Annotated in this window: 16 protein-coding genes and 2 pseudogenes; 5 read left to right on the forward strand and 13 right to left on the reverse strand. The window is 40.9% G+C overall.

All coding sequences use genetic code 11. From position 1 onward, the window contains the following. Position 1: 1 nt before the first annotated feature. The 7 genes and pseudogenes from NSU00_RS13850 to NSU00_RS13880 all read right to left on the reverse strand — a co-directional run. Positions 2-2,860, reverse strand: a complete 2,859-nt coding sequence (locus NSU00_RS13850; RefSeq protein ID WP_340703043.1) for an SNF2-related protein — start codon at positions 2,858-2,860, stop codon at positions 2-4. Between the two features lie 370 nt (positions 2,861-3,230). Continuing rightward, positions 3,231-4,526, reverse strand: coding sequence for a transposase (locus tag NSU00_RS13855; RefSeq protein WP_014097075.1), 1,296 nt, complete (start codon positions 4,524-4,526; stop codon positions 3,231-3,233). A 452-nt stretch (positions 4,527-4,978) separates the two neighbouring features. Then, positions 4,979-6,394 carry an ISLre2 family transposase gene (locus NSU00_RS13860; RefSeq protein ID WP_340703044.1) on the reverse strand — a complete coding sequence of 472 codons (1,416 nt, stop codon included), beginning with the start codon at positions 6,392-6,394 and terminating at the stop codon, positions 4,979-4,981. Positions 6,395-6,537: 143 nt separating this feature from the next. After that, positions 6,538-7,578 (reverse strand): hypothetical protein, encoded by a 1,041-nt coding sequence (locus NSU00_RS13865; RefSeq protein ID WP_340703045.1) that lies wholly within the window; start codon positions 7,576-7,578, stop codon positions 6,538-6,540. Between the two features lie 135 nt (positions 7,579-7,713). Next, positions 7,714-9,495, reverse strand: coding sequence for an anti-phage-associated helicase HerA (herA, locus tag NSU00_RS13870; RefSeq protein WP_340703046.1), 1,782 nt, complete (start codon positions 9,493-9,495; stop codon positions 7,714-7,716). Between the two features lie 11 nt (positions 9,496-9,506). After that, positions 9,507-10,688: a hypothetical protein gene (locus NSU00_RS13875; RefSeq protein ID WP_340703047.1), complete on the reverse strand. Its 1,182-nt coding sequence runs from the start codon at positions 10,686-10,688 to the stop codon at positions 9,507-9,509. 288 nt (positions 10,689-10,976) lie between these two features. Next, positions 10,977-11,252, reverse strand: a pseudogene (locus tag NSU00_RS13880) (transposase); the annotation flags it as partial. A 562-nt stretch (positions 11,253-11,814) separates the two neighbouring features. On the opposite strand from NSU00_RS13880, the gene NSU00_RS13885 reads away from it, so the two are divergent. The 3 genes and pseudogenes from NSU00_RS13885 to NSU00_RS13895 all read left to right on the forward strand — a co-directional run bounded on the left by NSU00_RS13885 (position 11,815) and on the right by NSU00_RS13895 (position 15,453). Continuing rightward, on the forward strand, positions 11,815-13,278 hold the full coding sequence (locus NSU00_RS13885; protein ID WP_340703048.1) for a transposase: 1,464 nt from the start codon (positions 11,815-11,817) through the stop codon (positions 13,276-13,278). A gap of 221 nt (positions 13,279-13,499) precedes the next feature. After that, a pseudogene (locus NSU00_RS13890) lies at positions 13,500-14,672 on the forward strand (IS1380-like element ISBco2 family transposase); the annotation flags it as partial. A 118-nt stretch (positions 14,673-14,790) separates the two neighbouring features. Next, positions 14,791-15,453, forward strand: a complete 663-nt coding sequence (locus NSU00_RS13895; RefSeq protein ID WP_340703049.1) for a recombinase zinc beta ribbon domain-containing protein — start codon at positions 14,791-14,793, stop codon at positions 15,451-15,453. Between the two features lie 34 nt (positions 15,454-15,487). On the opposite strand, the gene rlmD is transcribed toward NSU00_RS13895, so the two are convergent. Beyond that, entirely contained in the window at positions 15,488-16,858 is a 1,371-nt protein-coding gene (gene rlmD, locus NSU00_RS13900) for a 23S rRNA (uracil(1939)-C(5))-methyltransferase RlmD (RefSeq protein ID WP_340703050.1), read from the reverse strand. Positions 16,859-17,049: 191 nt separating this feature from the next. Between rlmD and putP the strand changes: the two genes are divergently transcribed. Then, the gene (putP, locus tag NSU00_RS13905; RefSeq protein ID WP_133537645.1) at positions 17,050-18,528 is read left to right on the forward strand and encodes a sodium/proline symporter PutP; all 1,479 of its coding nucleotides are present in this window, start codon (positions 17,050-17,052) and stop codon (positions 18,526-18,528) included. A gap of 146 nt (positions 18,529-18,674) precedes the next feature. On the opposite strand, the gene NSU00_RS13910 is transcribed toward putP, so the two are convergent. The 3 genes from NSU00_RS13910 to NSU00_RS13920 all read right to left on the reverse strand — a co-directional run bounded on the left by NSU00_RS13910 (position 18,675) and on the right by NSU00_RS13920 (position 21,387). Further along, entirely contained in the window at positions 18,675-19,589 is a 915-nt protein-coding gene (locus NSU00_RS13910) for a diacylglycerol kinase (protein WP_061575004.1), read from the reverse strand. Between the two features lie 343 nt (positions 19,590-19,932). Continuing rightward, complete coding sequence (locus NSU00_RS13915; RefSeq protein WP_340703051.1) at positions 19,933-20,733, reverse strand: arylamine N-acetyltransferase; 801 nt, start codon at positions 20,731-20,733, stop codon at positions 19,933-19,935. Between the two features lie 402 nt (positions 20,734-21,135). Further along, entirely contained in the window at positions 21,136-21,387 is a 252-nt protein-coding gene (locus NSU00_RS13920) for a hypothetical protein (RefSeq protein ID WP_258432861.1), read from the reverse strand. A gap of 102 nt (positions 21,388-21,489) precedes the next feature. On the opposite strand from NSU00_RS13920, the gene NSU00_RS13925 reads away from it, so the two are divergent. Continuing rightward, positions 21,490-21,876 (forward strand): KGG domain-containing protein, encoded by a 387-nt coding sequence (locus tag NSU00_RS13925; RefSeq protein WP_029142030.1) that lies wholly within the window; start codon positions 21,490-21,492, stop codon positions 21,874-21,876. A gap of 244 nt (positions 21,877-22,120) precedes the next feature. Here NSU00_RS13925 and NSU00_RS13930 read toward each other — a convergent pair whose 3' ends face one another. Both NSU00_RS13930 and gatB read right to left on the reverse strand, forming a co-directional pair. Next, positions 22,121-22,327 carry a hypothetical protein gene (locus NSU00_RS13930; RefSeq protein ID WP_061575007.1) on the reverse strand — a complete coding sequence of 69 codons (207 nt, stop codon included), beginning with the start codon at positions 22,325-22,327 and terminating at the stop codon, positions 22,121-22,123. Positions 22,328-22,427: 100 nt separating this feature from the next. Further along, entirely contained in the window at positions 22,428-23,861 is a 1,434-nt protein-coding gene (gene gatB, locus NSU00_RS13935; RefSeq protein ID WP_013860578.1) for an Asp-tRNA(Asn)/Glu-tRNA(Gln) amidotransferase subunit GatB, read from the reverse strand. Between the last annotated feature and the right edge of the window lie 7 nt (positions 23,862-23,868).

Here is a 23,868-nt window from a genome sequence, read left to right on the forward strand (position 1 = left end):
TCTAATAAATTCTCCATTTCAGCCCAAACAAATGTTTATTCGTAACTTTTTGCTGGAGTTTAGCTTCAATTCCTTCAAATAATAAATCTTTTTGTTCATCTATTTTATCCTGCTGATCATATAAATTTCTTCTCATATCATTTCGTTTCTTTTCAAGTTCTTTAATTTTTTTATTCATTCCTAGTTTTTCTTGTAAATTTCGAATTGATTTTGATTCCTTTTTTAGATAATCAATTTCTACAGAAAGTTCATCAATTTCCGCTTCAAGTTTTAATTTTAAATCTTTAGCCCATCTATCTAATTTTTCTAATTCTGAATCCATATATTCTGCAGTTCGTTCCATTATACTGTTTAATACCGCTTCTACCTGACATTCTTTAATATATTGAAGTGTATTATTTATAGAATTAGGTATTTCAATTTCTTCATGTTCAATCGCTGGTAATAAAAATAATTTCTCACAAATATCTTGGTCAATCTGGTTACCACTATTATCTACAGCTGAAAATATTAGATACTGTTCAGTTTCGACAGACTCTACATTAAGCAAATCTAAATAAAGCCAGCCGTCAGTGCCAACTAACGATTCAATAACACTAATCTTACCTTGATAATCACAGTATCTAAAGGTAACCTCTTTTGGTATTAACACCCTACCCTTGGCTTGTTTAACCCATTTTTCAGCTAAAGGGTGGGATAACCGATAGTGAACAACATTATTAGTACTTTCTTCCTTTTTTATTTGGGACATCAATTGATACTTTTTCTTATCTATAATAAAGGTTAATGAATTATCATCAAATACCGCTTCTCTTTGACCCTCAATTTTTGAAAGATTCCATAAAAATATCTCTAACTTATTCAACTGTATAGTTGTCTGTTCAAAATTATCTCTTAACTTTTCCCTTACTTCGTCATCAAAGTTTTCCATTAAACTTATACGTGTGTCTTGCATTTTAATTCGTATTTGTTCGTCCAATTCTTCTTGTAACCTGTTAAATGCATCATCAATCTCTTCTGCAGTTCTACAGTTCTGATAAATTTCTTGTATCCGTTTTTCAAAGTCAACTCCGGACTCCAACGAACCCAAAATTTCATCAGATGAACCAAATAATCCTTCGAACAGCTTGAACTTTTCTGAAAGTAAATCATAAACTCTTTGGTCTGCAGCATTCTTTTGATTCAAAAAATTTATCACAACTACATCATATTTTTGTCCATAACGATGACATCTTCCAATTCTTTGTTCTATCCTTTGAGGATTCCATGGTAAATCATAATTTACTACTAAACTACAAAATTGAAGGTTTATTCCTTCCGAAGCAGATTCAGTTGCAACCATGATATCAGCATGCTCACGAAAATATTCAACTAACGCTGCCCTCATATCAGCAGTTTTTGATCCCGTAATTTTACCATCATATTGGTGTTTCTCTATCCACCATTCATAGATTCTTTTTGCATCTGAATCTGAATTTTGACCGTTAAACATAACAACGTTATACCCTTTTTCTGTTAGCATCTCTTTTAAATATCTTTGTGTTCTTCGTGACTCTGTAAATATAACTGCTTTTTCATTAGCTCCTAATTCTCTCATTTTATTAAAGCCTTCATCTAATGCAAGGAGTAATGCGCCTCCTTTGGAATTTTTTGTAATAGACCTTGCTAATTCATAATAGGATTCTAACTCTCTTTTCTCTGATAATATTAAATTAATTATCTCTTCTTCCGTTAGTTCATCTATTTCAATTTCTTCTTCGTTCCATTCTTCAATGGTATCATCAAGTTCGTCAATATCTTGATAAATTATTTCTTCGTTATTTAATCGATTATCTTGTATTTTCCCAATTAAAAGTTCATCCAAACTTTTTATTAACGATTGAAGTGTATCAGTTAGTGCAAAAGTTGAAGAAGCCAAAATTTTCCGAATAACTAATGTCATTAAAGAACGCTGACTTTTTGGTAAAGCAAATAACAAATCTCTTTGTAAATATGATGATACTTTTTCATATAATTCCCATTCTTCATTTGTCGGCATAAACTTTTGTGTGATTGGAATACGTTGAGTGTATTTTACATATTCTGTAACCTGACGTCTTAAAGTTCGATGTGTAACGGGACTTATACGTTGCTTTAAATCAATAAAATCAGCTTGTGACAACTCTTTCGTTCCTCTGGAAAACTGTTTTCTAAAAGAGATCTCATCCCCAAAAATATGTGGATCAATAAAACTGATTAATCCGTAAAGTTCCATTAAGGAGTTTTGTAATGGAGTAGCTGTTAATAATAATTTTGGAAAACCTCCTGTTGCAGAACGTAATGCACGAGCAATTTTATTAGATTTTTTATAAACATTTCTTAAACGGTGTGCCTCATCAAAAATTATTAAATCCCAATTAACTCTTCTTAATTCAATTGCTTTATTTTTCGCAAAATATAAAGACGTTATAACTACCATATCTTGTTGATAAAAAGGATTCATTATTCCAGCAGCTTGCATCTCTTTAAAATTTTTATTTTCTAAAATAATAGATGGTATGTAAAATTTTTCCAATAATTCTTGACTCCATTGTTTACGTAAAGGAGGCGGTACTATAATTAAAATATTTCTTTTCCTTTCAGCCCACAATTGACTAACAATTAGTCCTGCCTCAATAGTTTTTCCTAATCCAACCTCATCTGCCAATAATGCGCCTCTTTCAAGTGGTGCGCGAAAAGCAAATAATGCTGCTTCAACTTGATGGGGATTTAAATCCACCGTTGCATTTATTAACGATTGGTTGAGTCGTCCAATTGAAGAAGAAGAGTTTTGTTTAGTTAATTCATATGCATAGTATTGGCTATGATAATATGTACTCATTTAACCTCCCCCATTTCAAATATCCTGTACAAATATACTTTCCGTTGATATCATTAGTTCTATTTTACCATATTACAAAGATGTCTATCTATTTCACCTAATAATTACGTATGTGTCAAGTTTTTCTCGATAAGAGCTTTTTGCGATGTTAACAATTTTTCTTTCAATGCAAATAGAACACCACCAGAAATATAATATTGTCAGATAAATATATGCCCATTTTCACTATAAAGTCAATTTTACACGCTTAAAAAATGTACTGTTATCAGATAATTGTTGAAAAAATATAGAAATGTATCTAAAAAAAGGCGCACGAATCCAATGATCCACAAGCGCTTTTTTTGAAATTGATTTCCTTTATGTGGATAAGTTAAGAAACGAGGCTTCTCATTTTTTCAGCCTGGTTCTCTTTGATCCGGCCTAAGGCCATGGCTAACATGACACAGAGTGCCAGTCCACAACGCAGCTTCATTTTAGCCATTCCCCGAATTGTATGAAGTTCAAAGCCGAAAGAAGTATCAAGCCGGCTGTTCACGCGCTCTACAGCTGTACGTCTGTTGTATTCTTTTTTCCACTTATAGCTCGATCGATCAATGGGTGTAAAAATACGCCTGTCTTCAGATAATGAGATACGGAGCCCTTGTGCCACGGGGCATTGAGCCTTGCCTTCACATGTCACTCCCATTTGTTTCGCCGGGCAAAGTTTTTTTAGTTTCTGGCGGTCTTTCTCAAATCCCCCGTTGCACATTTCCCGTTGTTTACCTGTTTCAGGGCATACGCAGGATACGGTTCCTTTGTAGTTATAAACGACGTTTTCCTTTCCCGGGAGTAATCGTGTTTTGTCGGGGTCTTTCCACATATTGCGAATATCAATGATGGGCTTAATCTTATACGTATCCCAGAGTTTCGTAATCAGCTTCGTGTCATCATAACCCCGGTCTCCCGCCATCGTTTCCGCTGTTTTCAGAAGCTTTGGCTGCTTTTCTTCCATTTGCTCTAAGAGTTTATGCCCTTCCGTAATGTCTGACTCAGACGCTTTTGTAACCTTGAATGTTACCGGTAACTCGTAGGTTGCATCCACCACCAGATGCAGTTTGTAGCCAAACCATTTCACAACTTTTTGCCATGGGTTGCCTTCTTTTGTCACACCACTGTAAACCTTCTGGCTATGATTTGCATCCAGATCCCGGCGACCATCCTCGGTTTCATGCTTGTTCGGATGTTTAGAAAACGATGAGATCGCCTTGCTGTCGATTGCCAAGCGTTTACCAAAATCCGGCAACCGTTCCAGGAGCTGTTCTACCAAAGTCTCAAACATTTTATCCATCATTTCTTCGTCACGGATTAGGGATTTTAGAAAGCGCGTATAGGCATATGAAGTTGGAACCTGCCCTTCAAAGCCACACATCTCCCTTAATTGGCCATTACGGGAGAGTTCACGGCGTAATTTCTCAATGCTTTCATGTTGAAATACAATGCCTGCCAAGATAGAATTCCACATGGCACGAACGGGGTAGTCATTACGGCCCTTCCCCCTTTTCTTTTCAAGGCTTTGCATGAACGCTTCATCAGGCATGTAGTCCAGTACAAGGCGAAGACGGTCTAAATCTCCAAGAATCTCAATTTCTTTCCATGTAAACAGACTCATTTGTGGTATAATAGCCATACAGGTGAACCTCCCAGTGTTAACTCCCAGTGTTAAGATGTTAGTCCTAAAACTATTTTAACCTACTGGGGAAACGGGTTCACCTGTTTTTGTTTCAGTGGGGTGGAATTTTTGTCCACTCCTTATTTTTTTATCATTTTTGCTTGTTTCCCCCTCTTTTTAGGGGGAAAATTTTTTTATCCTTTTTTCAAACCCTTGGGCTACAAGGAGTCTGTAACATCGCAATTACCTCGATAAGGTTTAAATATCGGGATTCCAAGACACTCTTTTTGTACACTTTCGTATAGATTGATAACGGGGGTGTTGATGCGCGCGAAATTCACTCGCTTTCCGCGGGCGGCCGGCGATCCTCCTCGCTCGTACCTCGCTGCGGGGTCTCTCCTGGCCCGCTTTTCCCGCAGGAGTCTCGTAAATTTCGCGTGCATCAACGATCAGTCCCCCACATACCAGGCTTAAAACGAAAGCTCTAATATTTTGCTTAAATGCCCCATTGCCGATGAACGGCTTGAATGCAGGGAAACTGATCCGTGCTTTACGCCGATTGACGGGCGTACAGGCTGCTTGAATCGTTGAGACATCCTGATGGATTGTTGCAAGCTCCGTTGCTTTCTCGCGCTTCTTGAACGGTGTTTCAGATAGGTTTCCTGCAATGTCCCGTTAAGCATGCCCTGTTTCACCTTTACCATGGCTTCGGCGCCAGCTTTACTCCAATGCATCCCCCTTTTCTTCATTCTGAATGAGATATGCCTTTGATTTGATTCCATTGCCCCCAGGCCTCTCGCACCTTCCGGTACGTTCTCTACCTTGTCCCTCCAGTCAAAAATGCGGTCCCAGTTTTTTAGGATGTACGAACGAAACTCCTTGACTTTCTTAAGGCTCTTTTCATCCGTCAATGTGCTTTCATGCGTATCCAAATACAATGTGAATTGGTCTAGGTCATGCGTTCTAATCGCTTTTCTAATTTGCTCTTTGATCTCGCTCTTTCCGCCCCCGAATGTCCTTACGATGGCTTGTGCAACATGGTAGGTATCCAGCTGGTTGAGCACCGGAAATTCCGACTGTGAGAATGCTGTTTGAAACCGTTCAGCTGTATACCCTGCACCTCCATCGCTGTTTGTAATGACATGCGCTTTTTCAAGAGAGTAGGTGTTGGCAGCTTTGGCTTGCACTTCATCCCAAAATGTCTGGATTGCTTCCGTCGTCATGATAACTGTTGGCTGACGCAGGGAGACCCTTTTGCCATTGGCTTCCCATCCCTCATAGAGAATGGCGTGGTGGACTTCCGTACTCTGTTTCTTTTTCAGTCCCCGGACAAATACACCATCTGCCTCGGAAAACAGATAGTCTACCTTCTTCCCACCAGGCAGTGAGGCAGCTACTTCCAGCTCTTCTACAAGTGCCCTGTCAGCTTCTGCCTGTGTTTTTCCTACGCGTTTCACCATTTTCCCTACAGTTGTGTGACTAAGGCTCACTGCTGTCCATTCTTTTAAAACATCAGCTACCTTCCGATAGGTGTTCTCGCTTGCCAGCTCTGCCACCTTCAATTCCACTAACGGGCTGTATCTCTGATGTGGTACCAGCCCCAAGCATTCATCCAGAGGGTAATGCGAACCCCCTCTCTTGTCATGCATGAATGAGCGTTTAAAATTCACACTTCCAAATAGAAACTGAACGCTCCTGTAATCACTCCGGCAGTACTGCCAGCCTTCCGCCTGTTTCTTCAGTCTAATCGTTTGATCTAACTTCTCAAATACGTCCCCAACCCATTGTGTAAAAACTTTTTGCATCAGAATTTTAACCTGTTCTTCAAATTCAATAAGACTCTTTGTATCCTTTAATAATCCAGCAATTATTGATATAATATCCATGGGAAGACCTCTCTCTAGATGTTCATTTCATGGTGTACATTTAGATGATAGAGTGTCTTCCTATTTTTTCCACTCATCTGCCCCTGCGAGTAAAATTTTACACATACTCATCTCCCACCTACTCATTGGTGCGATTCGCACCTTCACATTCCTTGAGGATGGGAGACTTCTTTCGGAAAGCCGTTAAATTGACCTTTTTCTTTTAAATATCGATAGGTATATTGCAGCTCGTCCCTTGGCATTATGCCTTCTTTTACTGCCGTTTCGTATTCTCGCAGCCAATAATCTTTCTGATCGTAATTTTCAAGCATATTGAGCAAGATAAATAATGAGACTTCTTTAAACCGTTGCTGGATATTACTTTTAAAATAACTGATGGCTGCCTCATATTCGCATAATGCTATCTTCAGCCTAAAAACAGTTTCAACAAGATCATTTATTTTTCGCTCGCGGCTATTTTCGTGATTATCCCATGTTTCCTTTGCAGGCGCTATCGTTCGCTGTTTCAGTCCTATTAGTAACTGATGACATTGTTCAATAGCTATTTCTTTCGCATCTGCGGTTCTCAGATTCGCAATGAATACATTGATTAGATCTGACCGCAGCGTGTCCATGTCCAGATAACAATTAATCACTTGTTTCATAGCAAAACTTATTGACTCTCTATTAATTCCGGTACTAAATTTTCTTTTTAGGAGAATATCGAATAATTCAACTTGCGCAATACCAACAGATCTAAAGGGATTTTCTGTGTTAAAGATCAAATAGCCACATCCATAACACAACATTTCATACAGTTCTTCCAGTAGATCTGTAGCTCGTTTTCCCTCCTTTCCTGCAACGGGTACCTGTTGCAAATGCTTTATGTATGATCTTACCTTGAATCGCCACTTGGAACGATACTTTTTGCTGACATAGTGATTAGGGATGACATAATTTTGCTTATAAGCATTTTGGAGCAACTGCTCAATTTCACGTTCCAAATCATTGACGTTAACATCCTTAACTTTTTTTCTTTTCATCTTTTCGGCTTCTTTGTACCGCTGAAAATCTTCCAACATCATGTCAACTGTTTTTTCATCACGCACTTTTTTCGGAATTGACTTATACAATTCGACAATAATCTTACTTAAATCGTCCTTACTGTATTTTTCAATAAGCTTTCTTAGTTCAGTGACACGCATTAACATCACTCCTTTGTTTAAGGCTTAGTTACCTTAATTTAGAATGAGTTGGGACACGCATTCGATATGGCTTGATTGGTAATCGCAGATATATTGATGTAGCAGTGTTTGCCTTATCGTACTAAATTTATATTATTAACTCTTCCATGTTTCTAATAACTTTTCGAAACTTAAATTTTTCCATTCCTCTTTCCATAATTCAAAATATTTTATGTCGTTAGATGAAGGCTCTAATTCACATGAATCAATTTTAACAATTGATGGCATTATAACAGAATCACCGATTAATATTGCTTCTCCAGATTTTAATGAAGGCAGTGAATCAGTAATACCTGACAAAGAATCTGGTAAAAGCCTTTTAACAAAGTTTTGATCATCAGGATTTGTTAAACGCATTGCTACAAAATTATTACATTGCGAAAAGATAGTTTCAGATATTTCTGATGGTCTTTGACTGATAACTGCCAGTGTTACACCGTATTTTCTTCCTTCTTTTGCTATTCTTTCTATCGATAAAGTTGAACTCCTATATTTAACTAAATTACTTCTAGGTGCATACTTATGAGCCTCTTCATAAACTAAGATTAAAGGAGTATCATTAGTACCCTTAACTTTTTTTATATAATATCCAAACTCAAAAAGTAATCTTGATATTAATGAAACAGTTATACTTAGAACCTCGAATGGTACACCACTCAAGTCTATAATTGTTACGTTGGAATTATTTTCCTTTTCATACCCAAGAAAAGCTCTAATTGTATCTTCAAAAGAAATCTCTTTAGACTTAATTCCGAATAAAAAGTCTAACCTTTTATCATTAATCTTGGCTTCAAATCTAGAAATAAATTTGTCTAATGATCCATCAGCATAATCACCGTTTTTAATGTTTTGAGCTTTGGAAGAATAAAACTCAAATTCCTTTTCGAAATATTTAACTAACTTTTCTTCATCGCTTAATTTTATACCAGAAGTCTCATTGGTTTTACCGTCTTTTAGTTCATATGTACCATCTCTAATCATATATCTATCAGAAACTTTAGCGTTTTTTGTTTCTTTACTCAAATTTTTCAAACAATATAAAACTTCATTTATATCAAATTTTAACGGACTATCGAAAAAGACCTTTTCTACTTCTGGATTATTTTTCTTTTTATTTGCCGTAATGATTCGTCTAAGAACTGAAGCTTGATTATAATTATTAAAGTCTCCTGATTCTAAAAATATTTCTTCTAGTTCATCACCATTTAATAGCCAATAAGGAATAACCAAATTATTAATATCAATAAAGTTCGCATCTGGAAAAGCTGCATGATATTCAGAATGTATATCAAATATTATAATATGCGAATTGTTTAGACCCGGAAATTCATTATTCTTTTCTTTGATTACATTTTGGAAAATTTTAGCGGTAGTATGAGATTTACCCGATCCACTTGAACCTACTATAGCTAAATGTTTATTAAAAAATTTGTTTCCATCTACTGGCACAGATATCTTATTATTATTGGCCAATTTTGCAAAAGTGAACTTTGATTGTTTATCTATACTGTTTTCAAAAATCATCGTTATATATTTCTCTTCAGCGGGCATTACAGATTTAGGAGGAATTGATAAAGTATCCCCTCCTCTAACAAATTTATTATCAATAAGTGTACCTAATGGGCTAGCTTCAATAATATATTTTCTGTCTAAATCATAATATAACATTCCATTGTCATCTGTCTTTTTCGTTTCTATTAAATCTATTGAAAAACTTTCTATAATTGCAATTAAAACCACATCATTATCATCGGAAATTTGCAAATACGAACCAACTTTCAACTCTTCTTCGGCAATTTTAAAGTCTTCAAGTTTTTCTACAGAAATCTTAACTTTATCAGGTTTTACAGAGATAACTTCTGCATTGATTTTCTCCATTAAAGTCACTCCTAGAATAAAAATTCGTATATATCAGAAAAGTCCTCTTGTTGAATATAGATAATATCTTCCCGAATATCAATTTCTTGTTTATTTTTCAAATAAAAATAATAAACCTTCTTTGTGACATTGTTTATTGAAGTTAATACTGGTGTCAGATATTTAAAATCATTAATAAATTTAATTTCAACATTATTTCGTAATGAAGATTTAGCAATTAAGCTTTGAAGAAAGAAAGCAGCATTTTCAAAATTAAAACCATCGCTAAATTTATAACCCTCCTTTTGTAATTTTAATTTTAACTCTCTTAAATCCTCTTTCTTAACGCCATCAAATAAAATATATGGAGCCGGTGATTTAACATACAAATAATTTTTATGTTCACTTGTTAGATAGAATTTTTTTCGCAATTTCAATACTATCTTTTTAAGTTGACTAACATTATATGTATCTGGTACTTGAATTATAAAAATCCTCTCATGGTAATTCCTGTTTATTTCTCTAAAATACTTTTTATTAATTAATCTGTAATACTTTTCTTTCCCCATAAATTCAATATAACTCGACTGAAAAATTATTTTTCTATTCTGCTTTATTAAACGAATAAGCTCATCTTTGGAACAAACTCTTTTAGCTTTTTGACTAGGTGGATTTTCTACAACTTTCTTTTCTATATACTTATACATCTGTGCATAATATATAAGTGCTTCATCTTCCTCGCATGAAAACTCAGTTTTTATCTTATCGATAACTTTTTCAAATTGATCTTGGTATTTTTGAGTAAAAATCAGTAAAAACTTGGATATAAACTCTAATTTTAATTCTTCTGAAAAATAATATTGCTTATTATTTATTCTGCAATCTCCTAGAATCTTGTTTAATTCCTCAAATGTTAATCTTTTTTCCTCTTCACCCTTATTTTTAAAGTATGAATATAGTACTGGTGTTCTTTTATCAGTTTTAAACATTTCCAAAAGTTGGCATACCGGCTTTTTTATCCTTGAATAACTGAAGTCTGTTTTTTCTTTATACTTTACCTGTACAATATAATTTTCATCGCTGTAATCTTCAAATTGTTCAATCTCAACTAGGTGACTAATGTTAGACTGTTCTAAAATTCTTAGTAAAGTATAATCATACTGAAAATTAAAACCCTTTATTGCATAATATCCTCCATCAAGTATTACCCCCATAGAATCCCCCTAATTTTTTGATGTTTTTAAATACGACAAATTTCCCATAATTAAATTATACCAAAAAAAAAGACAAATAGGGACATTTTTCGGTAAAAAATGGCTCTTCGCTAATTTGTATGGGTTCAAGAGAGTGCTATACCCACCCCTGCCCAAGAATGATAGGGTAAGCTCCTTCTCAACTTTGGATAGAGTTCCATTCTGTAGGGAGTCTGTCAAGGAGAGCACTTGACAGACTCCCTACAGAATGAAGAGCTGTCAGTTAAGTTGAGAAGGAGCTACCCTTGCTTACGGTCCCACCTGAATAATGAGCTTGTTCACCGTGGCATAGATCATGGCAATAAAGTTTTTGGTTGTCCTGTAACCTCTGGCCTTGCGTTTTGCTGCTTGAACTAAACTGTTGATACCTTCAAGAAGCCCATTTGTCATCTTTGAAACGAACCACCTTAAAATGCCTTTTTCATGTTTCTTAAGTGTTTGGGCTGTCTTTTTCATCGGCTCTAATTGAGAGCGGACTGCCCAATGATACCATTCCTGAAAATAGATTGGGGCCAGCTCTGAGGAGTAAAAATTTTTCGTGATAATTTAAATATACCTCCCAAAAAAGCGGCCAAATATGTAATAATTTAAATAATTAGAGCTTGCTGGACGAATATTTTGGCATGGCTTAGTGACAAGTCGAATACAAGCTAAAATTTGATTCGTTCAGCAAGCCCTAATTAAACTTGGCTGTTTTGAGGGGGTTTTTATTTTGGTTACTAGAAAAGAAAAAAGAAATCGTGAGAGCCCTTGCCAAAATGCTATATCCCCTGAAACTGTAAGCAGTCAGACAATTAAAGGTCGTTGATTTATTCCACTAAAGAAAAAAGACGTTTGTAGGAACATTATGACAAATGTAAAAAGAAATTGTGAGTTTTTGATTTTAATGGGGTAAATTTATTTATTATAAGTGTCTAAATTTTTCCACTTTGGTCGGTTTTGGGCGGGTTTCAATAGATTAAGCTACTCATTCCCGTGGTAAATATTGTAAAACGGAAAAGGATGATTTTTTTTGAAAAAAAAAGAGCCATGAAAGCCACTCCTTTGTTAAGATATAAGTACGACCAAATATCCAGGGAGTGATTTCATGACTATTTCTATTCTAACACAAACCAGAGACTTTTCAATACAACAAAATTTGATTCCCCACAATTGGCAAGACTATGCCGATATACCATTTGTCATTCCAGCCATGTGTTTCCCATGGGAGATTTTTAAGCCGATTGAACGAGAATACTACACCCTTTTATATTTGCACCTAAAAAATGAAAGAGCACATGATCCTTCTAATGAAATACAACCGGCACTATTTTCAATAACGGAGGAAGAAGACAAGTCTGCGTCTTCATTATTTCATCTCCCTTCCACTGGGAGAAAACCGCATCCTTTCATGCCCTTTTTTCGTGCTTTTGAACTGGCCTCTTTACAGTATATTGAAGTGATGGTGGAGAGTGTCTATTTGCAAGTGAAATCAAACCCGCTATTTGCCACCATGTGTGGATTTACGGAGAAAATTCCGAGCTACCGTTCCTTTGCTCGTTTTGATCAAATCATGACAACAAATGGTCTTTGGGAAAAAGCCCGGCTATTGGTTGTTGAATATAATAAAGGGGAAGGCGTGGTTGAAACGAATGAGGAAGCAGCCGCCGTGGATACATCGCATATAGAGGCAGAAGCAACCTTGAATAAAACAAGGAAGACGTGTTCTTGTGAGGGTGATTGCGATTGCCCCAAAGTCCTTACGGACGACAATGTAGGGGTAATGTGTAAAAGTAATGCAGTTTCCTATATTGCGCATAAATTATCAATGGTATGCGGGGTGAGATCCGGTTTGCCTTTGACGCGGGAAGTATTTAAAGGAAATACACCCGATGGGAAAACATTAGAACCGACATTGGAGACGTTTAAGGCAGAGCACCCCGAGATGGCTGAGCAGTTGAGCTTTATCCTGGCAGATGGAATCTACCAAACGCCGGAAAATCAAAAAGTGACAAAGGATGTATTACAGGCGAAATTGGTGGCACCGATCAATCCACGGAACCGTAAAGATAAACCAACTACCGCCCGAGGGATTGAAAAAATCAACCGGTACGGCACTCCCATCTGTATCAGTGGACATAAAATGGAACTTAGAGGATCTGATCGGGAAAAGGGGCAATATATTTACACTTGTCCTGTATTTCATCCAAATGCCAAGCAAGAAGGTCTCACCTGCCCGCTAGCGAATCACGCGGAATGTTGTAATGGGGCAGCACAAGGAAGAGTATTTAGGATGGACTTTGATCAAACGCCTCAAGTAGATGTCGAGTTGCCTCAACATGGTCGCACATTTGAAGTGTTATATAGTGCCAGGACGATCATCGAAAGAATCTTTGGCATTTTAAAAGACGGATACAGTCTCCGTCGTGTTCACAAGCGTGGGAAACAGGCAGTTGAAGCTCATGTAGATCGATGCATGATATCTATGCACATCATGGCAAATATGGCGTACCATCAGACAGGAAAGGCCAATTGTGGATGGACACGCAATCGGCTGCAAAGAGCAAATTAAGTTATTCACAGGTGGATATGTGAATAAGTAAAATGAGCGTTTCCTTTCCACAAAGGGTAGTGAAAAAAACCCATTTTGTGAAGGCGGGATACGTATGCCCTTTTTTTGAAGGAAAATGACCGTTTTACTTCTATTGAATTGAAAATCTGGATGAAAAGGCAAAAAAATCGGGATAATTAATTTTCCAGAGCCTCGCTCAAGGGTATATTTTTATTTTGGCAGAGGCTCTAAAGAAAGACAATGCCAAATTTCCTCTAAGTAAAATATTTGTATATCTGATTGCGGGCTGGATGGCAGATTGCTCCCGTATGTTTCATTTTCAATCACTCCAGAATGACCCTTTGATTCGTGCTTTCTTAGGAGGAAAATGCCCGCATTATACGCTTTTAAGCAAGGATCTATTAAGGTTGGAGAAAATCGAAGATGCTGCCATAGAATTCAAAGAACGGGTGATGGACATCATCGAACCATGGCTGGATTCCGATCTCATTCTTGACTTTGATTCAAGTGTCGAAACGGTTTATGGAAACCAGGAGGGAGCGAAAATCGGGGTGAACCCCCATAAGCCGGGCAGAAAAAGCTACCACCCCCTTCTCGTTTTTGAAGGAAAATCCCATCTTTGCTTAAACGGTGTGCTAAGACCGGGAAACGTCCATTCAGCTGACAACGGAATTGAATTTGCCGAGGAAACCTATCGATTGCTTTCCGCTCAGTACCTTATCCGGTACGCCCGTTTTGACAAGGGATTTGGCGGAGAAAAGTTTTACAGTTATTGGGAGCAGCAGAAGATTAACTACGCCGGCAAACTGAAATGGACATCAAGATTGAAAAAGTATGTTGAAAACGACAATTCTCCGTGGATCCGGTATGTTGATGATGAGCTGATTGTTATAGAGGGAAAAACAGTCTACTACCAAGCAACTTCCTGGGAAAAGCCAAGAAGAGTTGCGGTCATCCGAAAAGCTGACAAGTATGAGGAAGACCAGCTTCAATTGTTTGATTTTCTCTGGGATTATGAAGCCATTGTGACAACGATGGACTGGGAACCTATGGATATTTGGAGATTTTACAATCAGAGAGCCTGTCTGGAAAACTATATCAAAGAGTCTAAATATGGTTTTTCGATGGACAAGATTCCAACAGATTCTTTCGGGGCAAATCATATGGATCTTCTGATTAAATTACTGGCGTACAATTTATTCGAGATCTTTAAAAAGGACCATTGCCCGGCTGCGTTCAAGTCCTATACCATCAGGCGGTTTCGAAGAGAGTTTATTTATTCGGCCGGCGTGCTGACGTCTCACAGCCGGAGGGTCTCATTGAACATTTGTGAGACATATGCCCACAAATGGGCATTCCGGAAAATGATTCAAAGTGTGCGCATGATTGATTGAGAGACAGGAACTGAATACTGGAAATTAAAAAGCCCGCAAAGGTGGGGAGGGGGAAAGTATACCTTCAACCACCTGAAATTATAGATTTGGATTCCATATTTTACATTTACTTCCACGTGTGTGGATTTTAGCTATCAAATTAGAGCAGAGAAGAAAATATATTACGGCACCCAAGATACATCTTTTTACTAATGTCCTCTTTTGTGCCGATTGTGGTACAGGTATGTGGTTCCGAAGCAATCGAGACGGATACATTTGTGGGGCTTATGCGCGTCATGGAAAAAAAGCTTGTACCGCCCACAAAATAAAAGAGGATTTTTTAAAAGAAACAATTCTAAATGACATAAAATCCTTAATTCATCAAATTGACAAAGAGCAATATATAAAGAAGATGGAGAGAAAATCGAAAAGTACAAAATCGGATTCTCAAAAGAAAATCAATAAGATTAACAAACAGATGGATGTTTTAAAAAATCGAAAAAGGAAATTCATCAACCTGTTAGCTGACGGAATCATTACCAATGAAGAATATCAAGAGAGTATTGAAGCAACGAACAAGGATTTAACTGAATTAATGGAACAGAAAAATGAACTTCTTTCATTGATGGAAAGCGAGGATGTAATCGAAACGATTGAAAAGCTTAAAAAGGAATTACTTCAATTCCTAAATTTCGATGAATTAACCGAGGATATTCTCCATCGACTGATTAATCGAATCGAGGTAAAAGAGGACGGTACACCAATAATTCATTACCGGTTTACCACACCAAAAATTGAATAGAGGCAAGAGAGAAACCTTATCTTGCCTCATTTTTTCATTTTAAAACTATCTGCGAAACGCACTCAACGTGCGTCGTATGCGGAAACATGTCAACAGGCTGTACGTCCACCGTACGGTATCCTCCGTCTTCCAGGATCCGCAAGTCTCTTGCCAGTGTTGCCGGGTTGCAGGAGACATAGACGACCTTTTTCGGCTTCATCTCTAGAATCGTCTGCAGCAGGGCTTCATCACAGCCTTTGCGCGGCGGGTCGACCACTAAGACATCTGCCTTGTTGCCTGCCTCGTACCATTTTGAGATGACCGTTTCCGCTGTGCCCGCTTCAAACTCCACATTCGTGATGACGTTGAGCGCCGCATTGCGTTTTGCATCTTCAATCGCTTCCGGAACGACTTCGACTCCGAACACTTTGCGGGCTTTTTGCGCCAAAAACAATGAGATCGTGCCGATACCGCAATAGGCGTCAATCACCGACTCGTTGCCGTTCAAACCCGCGTATTCAAGGGCTTTATCATAAAGCACCTTTGTCTGGACGGGATTGACTTGGTAAAAAGAAAGCGCGGAGATGGCGAATTTCACATCCCCGATTTTATCGTAAATGGCCTCATTTCCCCACAGTACTTTGGTTCTCTCCCCCAAAATCACGTTTGTGCGCCTCGGGTTGACGTTGTGCACGATTGACTTCACCTGTTTCAGGCGCGACACAATCGCATCCACGAGTTTTTTCTGGTGCGGCAGTTCCGCTGTTCTCGTGATCAGCACGACCATCAGCTCGCCGGTCTCCCTCCCGTAACGCGCCATGATGTGGCGGAGGACGCCGCTGTGATGTTCTTCGTCGTAAGCCGGGATGCGAAGTTCCCGGCAGATTTCTTTTACTGCCCGGACAGCTTCGTTTACCGCCGGAAGCTGGATTACGCTCTCATCGGCATCGAGTATTTCATGGGTTCTCGGTTTGAAAAAGCCGGCTACGAGTTTTCCGTCTTTTTCGCCGACCGGCACCTGGGCTTTGTTCCGGTAATGCCACGGGTTGTCCATGCCGATAATCGGGTGGATGTGGGCGCCTTCAATTTTCCCAATCCGGGCAAGTGCCTGGCGCACCTGATTTTCCTTGTACTTGAGCTGGCCGGTATAGCTTATATGCGCAAGCTGGCAGCCGCCGTATTTCGGCGCCTCTTCTTTCGGGATATCGACACGGTACGGGCTCTTTTCGTACAGCTCAAGGAGGCGGCCGATCCCGTAGTTCTTGTTGGCTTTGATGACTTTAATACGAGCTTTCTCCCCCGGCAGGCCGTTTTTAATAAACAGCGGGTAGCCGTCCACCTTCGCTACCCCTGCGCCGTCATGCGTCAAATCTTCAAAAACAACCTCTATTTCTTCGTTCTTTTGGACCGGTAATGTTTTTTTCATGGCTGTCTTCCTTTTCGTCTTAATGGCTACGGAAATTTTAACATATAGCGGCCTTGAATGCGAAAAACAATCCGTTGCCGCAGACTGTTTTCTTGAATATTCGGCCGGTTTTAAAAATACACCTTTATTAAACAGATATTATGATGATAAAATGTTGTTGAAAGGACCAAAAACAAAGGGGGAAACGCTTCTTGAGTGATCAAACATTAAAAATGATTTCCATCGCCATTTATATGGTGCTGATGCTCTGGATCGGATGGGTGGCTTACCGGCGGACGAGCAACCTCGATGATTATATGCTCGGCGGTCGTTCGCTCGGCCCTGCTGTTGCCGCTTTAAGCGCAGGCGCTGCTGATATGAGCGGCTGGCTGTTGATGGGATTGCCGGGGGGCATTTATCTGACCGGGCTTGCCGATGCATGGATTGCGATCGGGTTGACGATCGGGGCATATTTAAACTGGCGGCTTGTGGCACCGCGTCTCCGCTCCTATACAAAGGTGGCCGGTGATTCCATAACGATCCCTTCTTATCTTGAAAACCGTTTTAAAGACCCGACCAAAATGCTGCGGCTTGTTTCCGCACTTGTCATTTTAATTTTCTTCACGCTTTATGTTTCTTCTGGGATGGTATCCGGAGCCGTCTTTTTTGAAAACTCATTCCATACGTCCTATTATGTAGGGTTGGTCATCGTGGCGGGCGTGGTTGTACTGTACACGCTTTTCGGCGGATTTCTCGCTGTTTCATGGACTGATTTTGTCCAGGGGCTGATCATGGTCATCGCACTCGTGCTCGTGCCGATTGTCGCTTTTACCAAAACGGGCGGGCCAGTTGAAACCTTCCATACCGTGAAATCGATCAATCCGGATTTGCTTGACTTTTTTAAAGGGACAACGGCATTGGGGATCATTTCCGCGCTCGCGTGGGGGCTCGGCTATGTCGGCCAGCCGCATATTATTGTCCGTTTCATGGCAATTAAATCGGTAAAAGAAACAAAAAGCGCGCGCAGAATCGGGATCAGCTGGATGATTTTATCGCTGATCGGCACATCCCTTACTGCGCTGATCGGGATCGCTTATTTCCATCAGCCCGGCCATAAATTGGATAATCCGGAAACGGTTTTTATCCAGCTTGGGCAGATTTTATTCCATCCGCTCATTGCCGGATTTGTGCTGGCAGCAGTGCTTGCGGCGATTATGAGCACCGTCTCGTCCCAGCTGCTTGTCACTTCAAGTGCGCTGACAGAAGATCTGTATAAGCTCTTCTTCCGCCGCAATGCTTCGGATAAAGAGTTGGTATTTTTCGGCAGGCTCGCGGTGCTTGTCGTTTCTGTTGCCGCCGCGCTGCTTGCTTTAAACCGCGATTCCACCATTTTGCAGCTCGTCAGCTATGCATGGGCCGGGTTTGGCGCATCATTCGGGCCGGTGATCTTTTTGAGCCTGTTCTGGCGCAAGATGAACCACTGGGGTGCCCTTTTCGGTATGATTGTAGGTGCCGTGACAGTGATAGTCTGGACCGTGTCCGGCCTGGATGCCAAATTATACTCCATGGTACCGGGATTTGCCTTTAACCTGATTATCAGCATGATTGTCAGCATCGCAACCTACAAACACCATGCGGGCATCGAAGAAGAATTTAACGACAGCCTTTCCGCATTGAAAAAAGAAAGTTGATTGTAAAACGCCGGGAGCTTTTTATACTGCTTCCGGCGTTTTTGCCAGGGCAGTGGTTGCCATTTGGGGCACAAAATGCCGGATTGGATACTGATTTAAAAAGCGCTGGAGCCGGCAGTCTGCATGCCCCGCTTCCTGCTCTTTTGTCAGTCAACCCTGTCTTGCGGGCGGATTTTGTCAAGCGGCGCAAAGACTTCGAGATGGCGGTACAGGTTTTCAAAAACGGCAGGGGCTTCTCCGCCGAGTTCGCCGTCCAGATTTAATAAAATTTTATCCGGCGAATGAACTTTTACGCGGCTGGCAGAGGTATAAATGACGTTCGGGTCATTCAGATGTTCGCCGCGCAGCGCAAGGGTAACAGCCCGAATGAACTCGGCCAGGTTCGTTTTTTTCAAAATCATTAATGTAAACAGGCCGTCATTGATCGAAGAGTCCGGAGCAAGTTTTTCAAAACCGCCGATGGAATTCGTCAGGCCAATTAAAAACATCATCGCTTCGCCTTCAAACAGCTTCCCGTCATATTCAATCGTCATCTGGGTCGCGCGGATCGAAGGCAGCATTTCAATTCCTTTTAAATAATAAGCGAGCTGGCCGAGCATCGTCTTCAGCCGGCTTGGCACATCATATGTCAGTTCCGTGAGCCGCCCGCCGCCGCCGATATTGATAAAATATTTCTCATTCATTTTCCCGATATCAACCGGAAGGGTATCGCCTTTTACGATAATTTCCGTTGCCGCCTGCACATCACGCGGGATTTGCAGTGCGCGCGCAAAATCATTTGTCGTACCCATTGGGATGACGCCGAGTTTCGGCCGGTAATCCTGTTCGGCAATGCCGTTGACGACTTCGTTGATCGTGCCGTCCCCGCCGGCTGCCACGACAATATCATACTTGCGTTCAACCGCTTTCCTTGCCGCTTTGATGGCATCGCCGGCGCCGGTTGTGGCATGGCAGGATGTTTCATATCCGGCCAGCTCTAATTTTTGCAGCACATCCGGGAGATGGCGCTTAAACGCTTCACGGCCGGAAGTCGGGTTATATATGATTCTTGCTCGTTTCATTCGCATCATCCTTATTTATGTTGATGTACATGCGTATTATGTAATCCCGTTTCGTGCAGGCAAAGGACAGTTTCCCCAAAACAGATCCGGATAGGGAAACTGATCGATATGTTGTCCGTTCTTTCTGCATGGGGCAAATCCTTCATGCATCCACTGAATTATCATACAACTTTTTTGGAAAAAAATCCACTAACAGCGCGGTGCGGTGTGCGCCTTGGCTGCAAAAAGGCGCCTTTTCGGCTGCCGTGTTCGTGGGGGCTGCCTTATGTGGTTCAAGAAAAGGGAACGTGCAGGCACGGATGATTTGTGCGTGCACCCTAAAACTCTCCATACTTGCGCATCATCACCGGCTGAACAACCGGATGCCGCGCTCATCCAGAAATTGAATCGTTTCCAGCAAAGCATCTTCGCCGATCTGGTACACTTCCCCGATGGTATCTTTCCAGCGGCCGAAGTCCCGCATGTGCAACTCGCGGATATTGCGGTAGTTCATAATCTTTAATGAGCGGTCGCGCAAATAGTAGCATTCCCGCCCGTTGAAGCGCACGGCGGTCACCCTGCGCATCGTCTGGTTGGCGTTGTCGTCAAGGTAAGATGCACGGATATCTTCTTTCAAATCGTCTTCCGTAAGCGGCAGCCACTCAATCGTTTTTTTCACAAAAGATTTCCCGTTGGAACGGCGGTCGATTTCGTAACGGCCGGGCTCAAGCTGCGTAAAAATGATGTCTTCGCCAAAACCGTGGAGCACGTGGCGCCGTTTTGATTCAAGTTCAACCGGCTTCATGATCGGGGAGCCGTAGCCGACATCCACATACAGTTTTTTTCCGTTCAATAAAACCATCAGCGCAACATGGCCGGGCACCACACGCACAAAGGAGCATTGAAAACCGAGGCTGCGCAACAGCCGCGCAAAATTGATGTTTAATGTAAAACAGGTGCCGCCCCATCCTTTTTCCCATAAATGCTCCACAAAAGTCTCAAACGGAGGTATGTAAATCCCCTCACGGAAGTAATGAAACTTGCTGAACGTTTCATAGGGAACATAGGAAAGATGGTGCTGGATAAGCCGCTGCAAAAAATTCAGCCCCGGCTCTTCATGTTCAAGCTTTAAGTAATTCAAATAAGCCTCCACCTGTTCTTCCATTTTCCTTTCCCCTTTCAAGTGCTTTATCCGTTCTTTTCGCTGCCCGGCATGAAAAAACCTTTTTTTCGCAACAATAGGGATGAAAAAAGTGACCAGCAGGCCCGACATGCACCTCTATTCCATTATAAACGTTTCAGCAGTAGACGCGCAGCTTACAGGCTCTTATTTCCTTATTGGAGCCTTTAAAAGGACAATTTGCTCCCGGTCCGGGTCTATTTTGTCTTTTTGAGACCTCCAAAAGGACAGGTCTGGCTTTCTTTTGTCTTTTTGAAATCTTCAAAAGGACAATTTGACACTGGTCCGGCTCTCTTTTGTCTTTTTGAACTCTCTAAAAAGACAGTTTTCTCCTGGTCCGGGGCTATTTTGTCTTTTTGAGACCTCCAAAAGGACAATTCACTCAGATTACAGCTCTCTTTTGTCTTTTTGAAGCCTCCAAAAGGACAATTCGACCGGATTCCAGCTCTCTTTTGTCTTTTTGAACCCCCCAAAAGGACAATTCGCTCGGATTTCGACTCTCTTTTTGGTCTTTTTTTTGAAGCCTTCAAAAATCAATTTGCCCACCCCGGTTTCCACCCCTCCAAAACGGCCTCCCAAAGGATGCATGTCCGTTTTTGCAACGTTTTCCGGCCGGGCGCTGCTTAAAGATGATTCCATTTTTGTCTATTATTTTTTGGTTGAAGTTTATTCCTGCTGGACGATGGTATATATGTTACTGTAAGCGATATTCACAATCACCGAACAAAGGAGAGATTTTGAATGGCAGACAAAGATAAAAAAATGACAGTAGAAGAAGCAGGTCGCAAAGGCGGAGAAGCTACTGCTGACAGCCACGATAAAGAATTCTATCAGGAAATCGGCAAAAAAGGCGGAGAAACCACTGCCGAAAAACATGGCAAGGAATTCTATCAAGATATCGGCAAAAAGGGCGGGGAAGCTACTGCTGACAGCCACGACAAAGAATTCTATCAGGAAATCGGCAAAAAAGGCGGAGAATCTACAGCGGAAAATCATGATAAAGAATTCTATCAGGAAATTGGCAAAAAAGGCGGAGAAGCCACTGCTGACAGCCATGACAAAGAATTCTATCAGGAAATCGGAGAAAAAGGCGGTAACGCAAGAGCGAAAAACAACGGTGAAGATTAAGAGGAATGATTTCACCCAAACCGGTTCAGCCCGCACGCTGAACCGGTTTTTTGCCGTTGTTCGCACTCTCTTTCTTTTTCTCCAATTGTCATCATTATTATAGCACAGCCCGCCGGATTTGGCAGTACATTTTGAAAAGATATTCATTTTGGATGCGCTTACATAAAAAGAGCCGGCATCCATTTTGCCCGCTCTTTTTATGCATTCAACCTTCTATTCAACTGGCAACTGTATCGCAGGTATTTTAAGCTTCTACCGGATTTGCCTGTTTTTCAACGGTTTCTTCGATCAAATTCCGGATTTTCACTTTTAAAAAATGTTCTTTGCAATAATAACCGAGCAGTTTGTTTGTTTTCCAGTCATACACCGGATAAACAGCATCAATTTCTTTGCCGGCTTTTCTCAAACAATATGCACACGTGGTTGTCAGTTCAAATAGGCGATCACACATTGTTTGCAGCCTCCTATCGTCAATTTCACCCTTTCGTTATATACCCGATCTCCGCATTTTAAAACAAAAAAGCGGTGGGGCGCACCGCTTTTTTGAAAAATTACCGTTTATTCATTTCCTGGATCAGCAGTTTATTGACAATCGGCGGGTTGGCCTGCCCTTTTGTCGCTTTCATGACCTGCCCGACCAAAAAGCCGAGCGCCCGGTCTTTACCGTTTTTATAGTCAATAATGGATTGTTCATTTTTATCCAGTACTTCTGTCACAATCTTTAAAAGCTCGCCTTCATCAGAAATTTGCACAAGCCCTTTTTCCTTGACGATTTTTTCCGGGTCGCCGCCTTTTTCGACCAGTTCGCGGAAAACCTTCTTCGCCAATTTTGAAGAGAGCGTGCCGTTTTCGATCAATTTGATCATGCCGGCAAGGCTTTCCGGTGTAAGCGCAATATCATGCAGTTCTTTCTGGGCTGAATTCAAGTAAGCGGACACTTCGCCCATCAGCCAGTTCGATGCCTGTTTTGCATCGGCGCCGGCTGCGATCGTCGCTTCAAAAAAATCGGACATTTCTTTCGTCAGTGTGAGCACCATGGCATCATAAGCCGGGAGCCCGAGTTCTTCCGTGTAACGCTTTTTCCGTTCGTCCGGCAGTTCCGGGATTTCGGCGCGCACCCGTTCTTTCCAGGCGTCATCAATATACAGATCCACAAGGTCCGGTTCCGGGAAATAACGGTAATCGTCCGAGCCTTCTTTCACCCGCATCAGAATCGTTTTGCCGGTTGCTTCGTCAAAACGGCGTGTTTCCTGTTGGATCACACCGCCTGCAAGCAGCACTTGTTTCTGGCGTTCCTGCTCATACTGCAGGCCTTTGCGCACATAGTTGAACGAGTTCAGGTTTTTCAGTTCGGTTTTCGTGCCGAATGTTTCCTGCCCGATTGGACGGATGGAAATATTGGCATCGCAGCGGAGTGACCCTTCTTCCATTTTGCAGTCGGAAACGCCGGTATATTGAATGATGGATTTTAATTTTTCAAGATACGCATACGCTTCTTCCGGCGTACGGATATCCGGTTCCGAGACAATTTCAATAAGTGGCGTGCCCTGGCGGTTCAAATCGACGAGAGAATACCCTTCATTTGCCGCGTGGAACAGTTTCCCGGCGTCTTCTTCCATATGAATGCGGGTAATGCCGATCTTTTTCTTTACGCCGTCCACTTCGATTTCAATCCAGCCGTTTTTCCCGATCGGTTTATCAAATTGGGAAATCTGATAAGCTTTCGGGTTGTCCGGGTAAAAATAGTTTTTCCGGTCGAATTTCGTTTCGGTTGCAATTTCGCAGTTCAGCGCCATTGCGGCCTTCATTGCGTAGTCAACCACTTTTTTATTCAGTACCGGAAGCACGCCCGGATAGCCGAGATCGATGACATTGGTGTTCGTATTCGGTTCTGCCCCGAAATGCGCAGGCGCCGGCGAGAAAATTTTTGTATTGGTTTTTAATTCAACGTGCACTTCAAGCCCGATCACTGTTTCAAAATTCATCTTTTTC

It is taken from the genome of Weizmannia sp. FSL W8-0401 (assembly GCF_038009125.1).
Taxonomy (GTDB): Bacteria; Bacillota; Bacilli; order Bacillales; family Bacillaceae_C; genus Weizmannia; species Weizmannia coagulans.